Origin of the sequence: Cupriavidus sp. USMAA2-4 (assembly GCF_001854305.1) — a bacterium.
GTDB classification, from domain to species: Bacteria; Pseudomonadota; Gammaproteobacteria; order Burkholderiales; family Burkholderiaceae; genus Cupriavidus; species Cupriavidus malaysiensis.
Map to the genome: position 1 here is coordinate 1976606 of NZ_CP017749.1, position 12454 is coordinate 1989059.

9 protein-coding genes are annotated in these 12454 nt (G+C 68.0%); 4 read left to right on the forward strand and 5 right to left on the reverse strand.

The window, feature by feature from the left end; genetic code table 11:
* Nucleotides 1-329: 329 nt before the first annotated feature.
* The 3 genes from BKK79_RS28770 (at nucleotide 330) to BKK79_RS28780 (ending at nucleotide 4892) form a co-directional block, all read left to right on the forward strand.
* Nucleotides 330-2654, forward strand: coding sequence for a patatin-like phospholipase family protein (locus BKK79_RS28770; protein ID WP_071040422.1), 2325 nt, complete (start codon nucleotides 330-332; stop codon nucleotides 2652-2654).
* A gap of 207 nt (nucleotides 2655-2861) precedes the next feature.
* Entirely contained in the window at nucleotides 2862-4028 is a 1167-nt protein-coding gene (locus BKK79_RS28775; protein WP_083384697.1) for a porin, read from the forward strand.
* A 102-nt stretch (nucleotides 4029-4130) separates the two neighbouring features.
* Nucleotides 4131-4892 carry a YoaK family protein gene (locus BKK79_RS28780; protein ID WP_071039520.1) on the forward strand — a complete coding sequence of 254 codons (762 nt, stop codon included), beginning with the start codon at nucleotides 4131-4133 and terminating at the stop codon, nucleotides 4890-4892.
* 33 nt (nucleotides 4893-4925) lie between these two features.
* Here BKK79_RS28780 and BKK79_RS28785 read toward each other — a convergent pair whose 3' ends face one another.
* Together BKK79_RS28785 and BKK79_RS28790 are read right to left on the reverse strand one after the other, a co-directional pair.
* Nucleotides 4926-6023 (reverse strand): Zn-dependent alcohol dehydrogenase, encoded by a 1098-nt coding sequence (locus tag BKK79_RS28785; protein WP_071021771.1) that lies wholly within the window; start codon nucleotides 6021-6023, stop codon nucleotides 4926-4928.
* Between the two features lie 176 nt (nucleotides 6024-6199).
* Nucleotides 6200-7216, reverse strand: coding sequence for a ferredoxin--NADP reductase (locus tag BKK79_RS28790; RefSeq protein WP_071039521.1), 1017 nt, complete (start codon nucleotides 7214-7216; stop codon nucleotides 6200-6202).
* Nucleotides 7217-7413: 197 nt separating this feature from the next.
* Here BKK79_RS28790 and BKK79_RS28795 point away from each other — a divergent pair, with 197 nt between their 5' ends.
* Nucleotides 7414-8502, forward strand: a complete 1089-nt coding sequence (locus tag BKK79_RS28795) for a ferritin-like domain-containing protein (RefSeq protein ID WP_071039522.1) — start codon at nucleotides 7414-7416, stop codon at nucleotides 8500-8502.
* Between the two features lie 156 nt (nucleotides 8503-8658).
* On the opposite strand, the gene BKK79_RS28800 is transcribed toward BKK79_RS28795, so the two are convergent.
* From BKK79_RS28800 to BKK79_RS28810, 3 genes are all read right to left on the reverse strand, one after another.
* Nucleotides 8659-9423, reverse strand: coding sequence for a TetR/AcrR family transcriptional regulator (locus tag BKK79_RS28800; RefSeq protein WP_084085289.1), 765 nt, complete (start codon nucleotides 9421-9423; stop codon nucleotides 8659-8661).
* Nucleotides 9424-9705: 282 nt separating this feature from the next.
* Nucleotides 9706-10962, reverse strand: a complete 1257-nt coding sequence (locus BKK79_RS39420; protein WP_083384694.1) for an alpha/beta fold hydrolase — start codon at nucleotides 10960-10962, stop codon at nucleotides 9706-9708.
* Complete coding sequence (locus tag BKK79_RS28810) at nucleotides 10959-12257, reverse strand: MASE1 domain-containing protein (protein ID WP_071039524.1); 1299 nt, start codon at nucleotides 12255-12257, stop codon at nucleotides 10959-10961. Before BKK79_RS28810 ends, BKK79_RS39420 begins: the two co-directional genes overlap by 4 nt.
* Nucleotides 12258-12454: the final 197 nt, after the last annotated feature.

Here is a 12454-nt window from a genome sequence, read left to right on the forward strand (position 1 = left end):
ATCGCGCGGCCGGATGGGCAGCGCGCAAGTGTTGTATCGTGTACACACGTCGGAGGCCCGCCGACGGCGCGGTGCCGCAATCGCCGCAGTGCTTGGTCTGCGGACCCGGCCCGGCCCCGCGCCATGCTTCTCAAGGGGCGGCGATTCGCCTATTGTGAGAGGTTTTGTCGCGCTGAATGGCGCGCGCCGCGAACAGGCCGGCGCGCCACGCGGCCCTGCCCGACTTCATCCGCCCCCTCGCCATGATCCGCACAGCCCATCGTGCCGCCGCCAGCCGCCTTGCGCCGCTCGGCGTCTGGCTGCTCCTGCTGGCCGCGCTCGCCTTGCCGATGCTGCTGCCTGTCGCCCGTGCCGCCACGCTGGCGAGTGCCTCCAGCGACGCTTCTGCGCCGGCGCGTGGTGGCTCGGGCGCTGCGGCGCCAGCCCTGCAGGGGCTGGCCGATGCCGCCCACAGCGCGCCCGGCAAGCGTCCGCGCATCTGCCTGGCCTTGTCCGGCGGCGGTGCGCGCGGCTATGCGCATATTGGTGTGCTGAAGGCGCTGGAGGCGCTGCACGTGCCGGTGGACTGCATCGCCGGCACCAGCATGGGTGCGGTGGTCGGCGGTCTCTACGCCAGCGGCCTGTCCGCCGGCGAACTGGAGCAGCGCCTGTCGCACACCGACCTGAGCGATATCGCCTTCGACCGCAATGAGCGCGCGCAACTGCCGCAGAAACTGCGTGAGGACAATTTCGCCTATCCGATCGGCATCTCGCTCGGTTTCGGCGACAAGAAGTTCAAGCTGCCGACCGGCCTGGTGCAAGGCAACCGCCTGTTCGCGCTGCTGCAGAACTGGACCGCGCAACTGCCCGCGGAGGTGGATTTCGACAAGCTGCCGGTGCCGTTCCGCACCGTGGCCACCGATCTCGGCAGCGGCCAGCCGGTGGTGTTCGACCACGGCTCGCTGCCGACCGCCATCCGCGCCAGCGTGGCGGTGCCGGGCCTGTTCGCGCCGATCCAGGTCGGCGGGCGCACGCTGGTCGACGGCGGGCTGGTCAGCAACCTGCCGGTGCAGCTCGCGCGCGACATGGGCGCCGACGTGGTGATCGCCGTCAACGTGGGTTCGCCGCTGGAGGACCCGGCCAGCCTGAACTCGCCGGCCGACGTCACCCAGCAGATGGTGACCATCCTGATGAACCAGAACGTCGCCACGCAGAAGGGCTTGCTGCATGGCAGCGACGTGCTGCTGGAACCCCAGCTGGGCGACCTGTCCTTCACGGACTTCTCGCGTGCCAACGACGGCGTCCAGGCCGGCTGGCTGGCGACGCAGGGAGCCAGCCAGCGCCTGGCGGCGCTGGCGCTGGCGCCCGAAGCCTGGCAGGCCTATCTGGACACGCGCCACGGCGCGCCCGAATTGTCGCCGCTGGCGCGCATCGATGGCATCGACATCAACACGCACGGCCACATTCCCGCCAGCTATGTGCGCGAATACCTGAACGTGCGCGAGGGCGATCGTTATGACGCGGTGGCGCTCAACCGCGAACTGGCCCAGTTGTCGACCACGGGTGATTTCGAGAGCGTGACGCAGGAACTGGTCACCCAGCCGGGGCCGGACGGCACGGCGCGCAATGTGCTCAAGGTGGACGCGCACGAGAAGTCCTGGGGGCCGCAATTCCTGCTGTTCGGCTTCGGCCTGTCGAACAGTTTCAACGGGCAGGGCGCTTTCAACCTGCAGATCGGCCACCGCTACCCGTGGCTGACGCCGGGCGGCCTCGAATGGCGCAACGACCTGGTGCTGGGCAGCAACCAGGCCAGCTGGCACACCGAACTGCGCCAGCCGGTGTTCGACCGCTTCGGTTTCTACATCGCCCCCTATGCCGAGTACAGCCGCAAGCACATCGATGTCTATCCTGACAACGCCTCCGACCGCCGCGCCACCCCGCTGACCGCTTACCGTGTCGACACCGCCCTGGCGGGGATCGACTTCGGCGTGCCGATCGGCCGCCTGGGCGAATTCCGCGCCGGCCTGAACTACCAGCAGGTGCAGTATTCGCCCTCTTATAACGTGACCAGCAGCAGTGGCAGGCTGTTCCCCAGCGGCCGCGTCAGCCAGCCTACGGTGCGCGCGCAGCTGACCATCGACCAGCTCGACGATCCGCAGTTCCCGCGCAAGGGCTACTACCTGCTGGCCACCAACGAAATGGCGCTGGGCGGCACCGACAACCGCTTCGACGAGGCCTACGCCAAGGCGCTGTGGGCGGCCAGCGTGGGGCGCCATACGCTGAACCTGGCGGCCGAGGCCGGCATGACCTACGGCGATCACCGCTCGAACTCCAGCTTCAGCGGAGGCCTGGGCTTCACGCTGGGCGGTTTCCAGCACCTGGCAGCCTATGCCACCGACCAGTTCGCCGGCAACTACCTGCTGTACGGCCGCGCGACCTACCTGAACGACCTGCACGAATTCATCCTGCCGGGCTTCCGCACCACCGTGGTCGGCGCCAGCCTGGAGGTGGGGGATGTCTGGCTGCGCCGGCGCAATTTCGGTAATGGTCCGTTCAAGAGCAGCGGCAGCCTGTTTATCGGTGGCAACAGTGCGATCGGCCCGCTCTACTTCGGCGTGGCGGGCGCGCCCAACGGTGTGTGGAACCTGTACCTTCAGCTCGGCCGGGTCTTCTAGCGCCTGCGCGGGGTGTGCCTGCGCTCACCGGGGCGCGCACATGTGTAGCGGGCAGGCAACTCACACTGAAGTTTGATATCGCCACGCGGGCAGCCGGCGTACGCTGCGGGCTTTCCAGACCCACGCGGCGGCGTGAGCCGGCCGGTGCCGGCATGGCCGGCATCGCTGCCAGCCGCCGCGGCGATCGAGCCAGAGGAGGAAGGCCGCATGCAGGAGCCGCTGTCCACGCGATCTTGGCCCCATCCGCGCCGGCGCGCGCGGCAAGGCGCCGCCGCCATCTGCCGCAGCGTGTCGCTGGTGCCGCTCGGACTGTCGTTGCTGGCCGCCTTGCCGTCGGCGCATGCGCAGTCCGCGGTGGTCATCTACGGGCGCCTGAACACGGCACTGGAATACGTCAGTGCCAGCACCGCCAGCGACGGCAGCAAGCTCGGCGACGCGGCGCGGCTGTCCAACTACCGCTCCGTCTTCGGGCTGCGCGGCGAGGAGGCGCTGGGCTACGGGCTCAAGGCGGTGTGGCAGATCGAGAGCACCTTGTCGATCGACACCGGTGCCGGCCAGATCGCTGCGCGCGATACGCGCCTCGGCCTCGACAGTCCCTACGGCATGGTCTTCATGGGCAACTGGGACACGCCCTACACCGCGTCGACCAAGACCTACGATCCCTATTACCCGACCACGGCCGGCTACATGGCCCTGCTCGGCAACGGTGCCGCGGCGACCACCGACAACGTGCAGAACACCAGTTCCTTCGACCGCCGCCAGAAGAACATCCTGCAGTACCAGTCGCCGTCCTGGGGCGGCTTCTCCGCCAACCTCGGCTACGGCCTGCCGGAGGAGAAGCTGACCGTGCCGCGCAATCCCGCGCTGTACTCGATGGCCGCCGCCTACAACCGCGGCGGGCTCAACGTGGCGCTGGCCTACGAGATCCACCAGCACTACCAGGCCGCTGGCCGCAACGACGACGCGATCAAGTTCGGCGTGTCCTACCAGTTTGCCGCCACGCGCCTCAGCGCCTTGTACGAACATCTGCACTATCGCACCGCCAGCGGCGATCTCGAGCGCAACGGCGCCTACGCCTCGCTGGTGCAGCAGGTCGGCACAGGCAGTATCCGCGCGGGCGTGGGCTGGGTCGGCAACGGCACCGGCAGTGCCACGGAGACGATCGGCTTCTTCCGCAGCGGGCCGGGGACCGGTGCGTTGCAGTTCACCGTGGGCTACGACTACCCGCTGTCCAAGCGCACCGCGCTCTACGGGTACTACAGCCGCATCAACAACCGCAGCAATGCGGTCTACGATTTCGCCATCAACCCCGCCGGTGTGAAGGCGGGGGCCGATCCGCAGGTATTCGCGCTCGGCATGCGGCACAACTTCTAGCGGCGCGCGGCGCGCGGAGCGCCGGCGCCGCGGCGACAGGGAGAGCCCGATGACAATGCATGATCCTTCGTTCCGCATCGCGGCCCGGCCGGGGAGGCCGTCATGAACCCGGCCGCTGCCGGCGCCGTGGCCAAGGCCGGCGTTCCCGCGGATGCGCTGGCCGGGCAGCGCCGCCTCGACCTGCTGCTCGGCACCTTGTTCGCCTTCGTCGCGGGCTATGTCGACGCGGTCGGCTTCGTCGCGCTGTCCGGCCTGTTCACCGCGCACGTGACCGGCAACTTCATCATGATCGGCATCGGCGTGGCGGGGCACCCGCATGGCCTGCTGCTCAAGCTGCTGGCCTTGCCGGCCTTCATCGTCTCGGTGGCCGCCACGCGCCTGGCCGAGGGCCGCCTGATCCGCTCGGGGCGTGCGCCGGTGCCGCCCCTGCTGCTCGCGCAGTGCGCGCTGCTGGCGGGCTTCATGCTGGTGGGCCTGCGTGCCGTGCCGAACGATCCCGGCACGCCGGCCGCGCTCGCCGCCGGCCTGCTCGGCGTGGCCGCCATGGGTGTGCAGAATGCGTTGTCGCGGACCGTGCTGGCGCGCCTGGGGCCGACCACCATCATGACCGGCAACACCACCCAGATCGTCATCGACCTGGTCGACCTGCCGTTTGCCGAGGGTGAGCGGCGCGCTGACCTGCGCGCGCGGCTGGCCAAGATGGCACCCGCGGTCGGCGCCTTCGCCGCCGGGGCGGTGCTGGGTGCGCTCGCCCACGCGGGCTGGTCCCTGTGGAGCCTGCTGGTGCCCCTGCTGCTGCTGGTGGCGGTCGACCTGTACCTGTGGCGCGGGCAGCCCGGCGGCAGCCCGCCGCCCGGCCACTGAATGCGGCGGCGGGCCCGCGCGTCAAGCCATTCCCTACAGGCCGCCTACGCCCGGGAACGTGACCACGCAGCGCGCCACACTGCCTGACTGCATGGCGATAAAGCCCTCGTTGATCTCGTCGAGCGGGATCCGCTGCGAGATCAATTCGTCGAGCAACAGCTTGCCCTGCATGTACAGCTCGACCAGGCGCGGGATGTCGATGCTCAAGCGGTTCGACCCCATCAGCGAGCCCTGCAGGCGTTTCTCGCGCAAGAAGTCGATGGCCGGAAGCTCGATCTTCGTGTCGGGGCGGAACAAGCCGATCACCGTGGCGGTGCCGGCCGGCCCCAGCATCGCATAGCACTGCTCCACGGTCTGCTTGAGGCCGATGCACTCGAAGGCGAAGTCTGCTCCGCCACCTGTCAGCGACAACACTTGCGCCACCGCATCGCCCTCGCTGGCATTCACCACGTCGGTGGCCCCGAATCCGCGCGCCATCTCCAGCTTGGCCGGCAGCATGTCGACCGCGATGATCCGCGCGGCCCCGGCGATGGCGGCGCCATTGATGGCAGAGAGGCCGACACCGCCGCAACCCACCACCACGACGCTGCTGCCCGGCTGCACTTTCGCGCTGTGGAAGACCGCTCCCGTGCCGGTGATCACCGCGCAGCCGAGCAAGGCCGCGCGGTCGAGCGGCATGTCCTCGCGGATTTTCACCAGCGCATTTTCGTGTACCAGGATCTGCTCCGCGAAGCCCGAAAGGTTGAAGACCTGGCTGAGCGGATTGCCGGCCAGGCGCAGACGGTCGGCCTTGCCTGCGGCCTGCTTCACTTCGGGGTTCTGGCACAAGACCTGATGGCCCGATGCACAAACCGGGCAGTGTCCGCAATAGACCGACAGGCAGCCGACCACGTGGTCGCCTGCCTTCAGGCCGGAAACCCCGGATCCGACCGCCTCCACGACTCCCGATACCTCGTGGCCGAGCACCGCGGGCAATGGCAGCGGATAAATGCCGTGGATCATGTGGAGATCGCTGTGGCACAAGCCCACGGCAGCCGTGCGCACCAGGACTTCGCGCGAGCCCGGCTTGGCGACGGCAACGTCGCGAATGACAAGCGGTGCGCCTATCGTTTCCATCACTGCAGCTTTCATCTTCTGTCTCCTATCGTTTTTCAACTCCAGCCATGCTGATCCGCCTACTCGGTCGACCCGCTCGACCCGCTCGACCCGTTCGACCCGTTTGAATTGTCTGACTCGCACCCTTGCGCCGCCGCGCGCGGGCCGGGTCCCGCAACGGCTGCCGCTGCGGACCTTGATGCCCGCAAGATTCAAACGTCGAAGGTGACGGCCACCGGCCGGCCGTGGCGCGGATGCGCCTGGCAAGCGAGGATCCAGCCGGCCGCGAGATCGTCGGCATTGAATACGTCATTGCGTGCGTGGATGACCTCACCGTCCATGCATTTCGCCGCGCACGATCCGCAGTAGCCCTCCTCGCAGGCGTACGGCACGTCCAACCCGACCGCGCGAGCGGCCTGCAGCAGTGTCTGGCCGCCGGCCACGCGCACCACGTGCTCGGTTCCCCGGGTCGTGATGCGTGCATCGCAATCGTGGCCCGGCCCGGGCGCGATTGCCTGCCCTGGCGCGGCAGGCGGTGCGTCGAATCGCTCCAGGTGCACACGGGCGTCCGGGATCCCTGCGGCCGCCGCCGCCTGTTGCACGGTCGCCATGAAAGGCGCCGGACCGCACAGGTAGAGCTGGCAGCCGCTGCTGCGCCCGAGCAGCCGGGCGAGGCTGCCGGTCTCGGGGTAGCCATCGCGGTCGTCATAGTGCATCACGACCTCCAGCCTGTCCGGATGCCCGTGCGCCAGGCGGGCGATGGCGTCCCCGAAGATGACGCTGTCCGCGTCCCGATTGGCATAGAAGAGCGTGACCGAGCGCCGCGTGCCCGCCAGTACGGAGCGGATCATCGAAAGGATCGGCGTGATACCGCTGCCGGCGGCGCAGAACACCACGGACGATTCGCCTTCGTCGCACACGAACCGGCCGCTGGGCGCGCTGACTTCCAGCACCGTCCCGGGCCTGACATGGGCATGGAACCAGTGCGAGACCCGGCCGTGCGGGACACGCTTGACCGTGACCGTCGGTGGTCCGCCTGCCTCCGGCGAGCTGGACAACGAGTAGCTGCGGGTCAGGATTTCCCCATGCACGTTTACCCTGAAGGTCAGGTGCTGCCCTCCTCGATAGCGGAACGACGCTTGCAGCGCCTCCGGCACGAGAAGCGCGTAGGAGCGCGCTTCTCCAGTCTCCTCGACCACATCGGCAACGGCCAGGCTATGGAACTGCATGGGGTCTCCTCCTCCTTCTTCGTACCGCGCGTATCGCGCGTATCGCGTCCCGGGTACTTGATTTCATCAGAAACAGAATTATGCTTCTATTTATAGCCGGAGACAAAAACGAAGACAAGGCCGTTCTCCCCGAACTCCGGCAAGGCGGTCCGCGGGGATGGATCGGCTATCGGCGCGAGCCCATCAAAGGAGACAACATGTCATCGCTGCACCGCTACACCTTGCCCGTGATGCAGACCGGCTGGTCTGTCAGCAGCCAGGTAGCCACCGAGTTCAACTGGGAGTACGACGACGAGTCGTCGAAGCTCCTGCAGCTCTATGAGACCAGCAAGAAGCAGCAGTGGAACGCGACGGACCGGATCGACTGGTCGCAGGAACTCGATCCGGAGAATCCGCAGGAGCTCGACGACCGCATGATCCCCATCTACGGCACGAAGTTGTGGGACCGGCTGGGCGAGAAGGAGCGCATCGACGTACGCATTCATCAGCAGGCACATTCGCTATCGCAGTTCCTGCATGGCGAGCAAGGTGCGCTGATGGTCGCCGCGCGCATCGTGCAGATGGTGCCGGAGATCGACGCCAAGTTCTACGCGGCTACCCAGACCATGGACGAAGCGCGCCACGTGGAGGCGTATTCCCGCCTGCTGCACGAGAAGGTAGGCGTCATGTATCCGATCACGCCTGGCCTGAAATCGCTGCTGGAATCCATTCTCACCGATTCGAGGTGGGACTTCTGCTATCTCGGCATGCAGGTTCTGGTCGAGGGGCTCGCGCTTGCGGCCTTCCAGCGTATCCGCGACTACTCGAAGAACCCTCTGGCGGCATCGATCAATGCCTATGTGATGCAGGACGAGGCGCGCCACGTCGCCTTCGGGCGCACCGCGTTGCGCGGCTACTATCCACAACTGACGCAGGCCGAACAGCGCGAGCGCGAAGATTTCGTCATCGAAGCGTGCTACCAGATGCGTGACCGCTTCGACCAGAAGGAAGTATGGGGCCGCTTGGGCCTGCCCGAGGAGGAGTGCGCAAAGGCGGTGCTGGAGTCGGACCATATGCGCATGTTCCGCCATCGACTGTTCAGCCGCATCGTGCCCACCGTGAAGGATATCGGCTTGTGGAGCCCGCGCGTGCAGGAGGCTTTCGCCGCCATGGGCGCGATCGAGTTCGCCAATGTCGACGTCGAGGCGCAGTTTGCCAACGACCAGAAGGTCGCGGAGGAGTTCGATGCGCGCCGCCATGTGATGAGCACCATCGACGGTGCGCGCAGCGCCGGCCTCCAGCAGTAGCCGGACACGATGGGTGCCCGGGCACGCGGAGGTCCGCCCGGGCCGCATCGAGGATGAAAACGGAACCGAAATTCTATTTTCGTGCCGATGCGCATTGTGAAGATCGCGCGGCTCCGGCCATGCGGCTGGAAGGCGAGACGGCTTCGGGGAGAGCGGCTATCGCGCAGGACGGTGCTTGCCGCGGGGGGCTCGGGATTCGGGCAATCCGAGGTAGCGGCTCACCATGCGGTTCAGATGCGGTTCGATTGCCGCGTCGTCGAGATGCAGCGGCCCGGGATCGTGCAGCAGGACGTTGGAAAGCGTTCCGACAATGAACTGGATGGCCGCACGGACCTCGAAGATCGCAATCTCGCGGGAGCGGTCACGGAGCTGGCTGGCCAGCCAGGGCTCTACCAGCCCGATGATGCGGCGATTGGCATTGCGCAGGGGATTCAGTTCGAGACCACGCATTGTGTAGTGCCGCAGGAAGGCGCGAAACAAGCCTCGGTTCTCGCGATACTGGCTGACATAGAGATGCGTGATCTGGTCGACGATGGCCTCGGCCGGCCCGGTCTGCCAGACCGTATGTTCTGCGATCGAACGGAGCACGACCTGTTCGACTTCACCGAGCGCCACGTCGAGGACATAGGCGAGCATGGCCTCCTTGTCCTTGAAACGCGCGTAGAAGGCGCCGATGGATGTCTTCGCGGCCGCCACGACTTCGCCAAGGGAGATCTCGTCGAGGTTTCCCCGCTCCTCTGCCAGCGCCCGGCAGGCCGCCACCATCTTCGCCAGGCTCTGTTCGCTGCGCGATTGGAGCGGACGGCGGACCAGGCCTTCGGCCTCCCCGCTGGCCCTCGGCATCCTGGTCCCGCGCTGCGCGGTGGAACCGGCTCGCGCCACGGCAGTTCGTCGCGAGGTGGACTTGGGCGAAGTGGGCATGGCGATCCGGCTGTGCCTATCCTATCTGGAGGTCGTTTCCATTCGAGGAAATGGCGAACGTCTGGTCAGTGTCCTGCCTGTTGCGTCAGCGAGGAACAATGGAAAATGGTCCGGGCGCTGTCGGGCGGCATCGGGCAGGATTCTAACTCCCAAAGACAGGCCAAGGCATTCGAGAGTACTCGGGATACGACCGACAGCCCGCGGATCGACGACTCCGCTGAATCGCTGAAATCGGTCGGTGCCTGCCATGTCTTTCCCCTCCCATTTCAATGATTCAGTGGACTAGGCGGCGACGCCGCTGTGATCGCCCGAGCCGCCATCGTTGCCCCCCTCGTTGCCGTCATTGCGGTGGCCGCGGTAGTCGACGGTGGCGATGCGTCCGTTGCGCAGGCGCAGCGTCTGCACGCCGTGGCTGGCCACCGGGCGGCCCTCGTGGACGGCGGAGACATGCAGCTCCAGCTCGACGGTCTGGCCCTCGATGCGCGGCGACGCCGCGGTCTCGATGCGCAGCGTGCCGCCGGTCATGGCGCCGGCCTGCGCGAACATGGCGATGACCGCGTCGCGGTCGTCGAAGCTGCCGTCGAGCAGCAGGCTGTTCTGGTGGCGCCAGCGCACGCTGGGCTCGAGCAGGGGGAACAGCGATTCCTGCTGGCCATGTGTCAGCGCGCGCAGGTAGTCGTCGGCGAGCGCGCGCACGGCTTCGGCATCCATCGGGATCTCGACCTCGGCACGTGCCTGCCGGCGTGCGCGTGGCGAGGCGGCATCGGCGCTCAGCCCGAAGAAGCCCAGCACGGTGCTGACCACCTGTTCTCGATCGTTATCCACGCAGATCATGTGGTAGCTGTTCTCCAGGGCCACCGTCTGGATGCCCGGTACGCTGCGCGCGAGGAAGCGCAGCGATCGCAGGCTGGTCAGCTCGTCCTCGCGCGCATGCATCGACAGCGTCGGGCAGACGATGCGGTGGGCGCTGCGCAGCACCCAGCCGCGCAGGCGGTCCACCTGCCGCACGCAGGCCAGCGGCACCCAGCGGTAGTGGAAGTTGTCGCCGCGCTCGAACTTGGCCTTGACGATGGCGCGCACGAGGTCGTTCTTGATGCCGTAGGGTTCGTCTTCCTCGACGCGCATGCGCGCCGGCAGGCCGGGAATGCGGTAGACCGGATAGCGCAGCCAGCGGTACCAGGGCGTCGACCAGCCGTCGATGTAGACGGGCGCCGCCAGCGTCACCAGCCGGCCCTTGCGATGCTGGCGCCGCTCGCACAGCTGCGCCGCCAGCAGCCCGCCCAGGCACATGCCCATCACGTGGAAGGTCTCGTACTGGCCGACCAGCTCGTCGTAGGCATCGAGCACGGTGTCGAGCCAGTCCTCGGCGCGCACGCCCACCAGGTCCTCGGGACGGGAGCCGTGCCCGGGCAGCGTGACCGCGTGCGTCTGCACGCCCGCGCGACGCAGGGCCTTGTGCAGCGGGCCCAGGTCGAACTGCGTGCCGCCCAGTCCGTGGATCAGCAGGGCGCCGGTGCCGGCGCCCGGGGTCGGAGTCATGCCGCGTCGCGCTCCGTGCCGGTCGATTCGGCCTGCCCGGGCTCCAGGCGCCAGGCGCCGGCGATCAGGGCGACCGATTCGTCGCCGTCCAGCAACGGCCCGCTCATATCGACCACGGTGCGGGTGGCGCCGGCCGGCAGCAGCAGGCGGAAGCGCAGGTCGGCGCGCGCGTCGCCGTCGCTCTCGGCGAGCCAGCGCCGGCGTACCTTGCCGCGGTCGTCAGGGTGGACATGGGCGAGCACGGCGTCGAGATCGGCCAGGCCGGCCTCGGCGATACCCAGCGTGCGCCGGGTATCGCCGCTCCAGCGCAGCCGCCCGCTGTGCGGATCGAGGCAGTAGACCAGCTGGCCGCTGGCGGCCAGCGCCAGCGTCACGTCGTTCTGGCGCCGTGCCGATTGTTCGTGCAACTGCTCGCGGCTGGTGCGCAGCGTGCTGATCAGCAGGGTCAGCAGCGCAGCCACCGCCAGGTAGATCTGCGCTTCCAGCAAGGAGTGGCCGCGATGGATCGCGGTCTCGGCGAAGGGGCCTTCGCCCTGGCCGGTATTGAGCAGCACGAACACGGCCAGGAAGGCCACCGCCATCGAACCGCCGCGCCCGCCCCACAGCAGCGTCACCATGGCGGCGAAGAAGAGCGGGAAATAGGTCAGCGCGTAGGCGATGCCCAGCGGCAGCTGCGCGCTGGTCCTGCCGTCGAAGACGACGAAGGTGGTCAGCACCAGCGCGATGAAGGCGGCCAAGCCGAACAGGAAGTCGGCGCGGTCTTGCCCGCCGGAGCGCATGGCACGGAAGCGCGACCAGCCGGCGAAGACCGGCGTGACGATCAGCACGCCGACCAGGTCGGCCACGGCCCAGACGCGGGCGGTGCGCCAGAAGGGCACGTCGAGGAAGAAGGTGAACCAGCCCGCGCCGATGACAGCGCCGACCACGCTGGAGAACAGGCCGGCCAGCAGCAGGCCGCGTACGAAGGCCACGCCCTCCAGCGAGAAATGCGTCATGCGCACCAGGGCCACGGCCAGCGCCGCCGAGCCGATCTCGTCGGCGGAGAACAGCACCATGCGGAAGGCGTCGCGTCCCTCCACCCAGCCCAGCGCCATCTGGGCGGCGAAGAAGGCCAGGCTGACCGGCAGCCAGCGGCGCGTCGGCGTGAGCATGAAGGCTGCCATGGTGACGCCGGCCGGCAGCCAGATATAGCCGGCCGCGGCGAAGGGCCCGTTGAGCTGGTGCGAGGCGTAGCCGCTGAAGGCGTAGAGCGCCGCCCACAGCAGCAGGCTTGCAGCTTGATTCAATGGTTTCACGATCAGATTCCTTGGCTTCGGCCCGGGCTGGCGTGCCGCCGCCGCGGCAGGCGGGCCGCCGACGGGAAAACGCGCCAGCCGGTGCCGCGGCTGACCCGCACCGGCCCGGGCCGGAAGGGGATGATAAGCGGGCATGGGTCTTCGCGCACCCCCGTGTGCACGCCAGGGCATTGCCTATTGTCATAAAAACGTCACAA

What these genes read in the sequence shown, in the direction of transcription:
- BKK79_RS28775 (WP_083384697.1), top strand. Translation starts at nt 2,862, where the DNA reads ATGCAGGAGCCGCTGTCCACGCGATCTTGGCCCCATCCGCGCCGGCGC.
- BKK79_RS39420 (WP_083384694.1), bottom strand. Translation starts at nt 10,962, where the DNA reads ATGACTCCGACCCCGGGCGCCGGCACCGGCGCCCTGCTGATCCACGGA.
- BKK79_RS28785 (WP_071021771.1), bottom strand. Translation starts at nt 6,023, where the DNA reads ATGAAAGCTGCAGTGATGGAAACGATAGGCGCACCGCTTGTCATTCGC.
- BKK79_RS28800 (WP_084085289.1), bottom strand. Translation starts at nt 9,423, where the DNA reads ATGCCCACTTCGCCCAAGTCCACCTCGCGACGAACTGCCGTGGCGCGA.
- BKK79_RS28770 (WP_071040422.1), top strand. Translation starts at nt 330, where the DNA reads ATGCTGCTGCCTGTCGCCCGTGCCGCCACGCTGGCGAGTGCCTCCAGC.
- BKK79_RS28780 (WP_071039520.1), top strand. Translation starts at nt 4,131, where the DNA reads ATGAACCCGGCCGCTGCCGGCGCCGTGGCCAAGGCCGGCGTTCCCGCG.
- BKK79_RS28795 (WP_071039522.1), top strand. Translation starts at nt 7,414, where the DNA reads ATGTCATCGCTGCACCGCTACACCTTGCCCGTGATGCAGACCGGCTGG.
- BKK79_RS28790 (WP_071039521.1), bottom strand. Translation starts at nt 7,216, where the DNA reads ATGCAGTTCCATAGCCTGGCCGTTGCCGATGTGGTCGAGGAGACTGGA.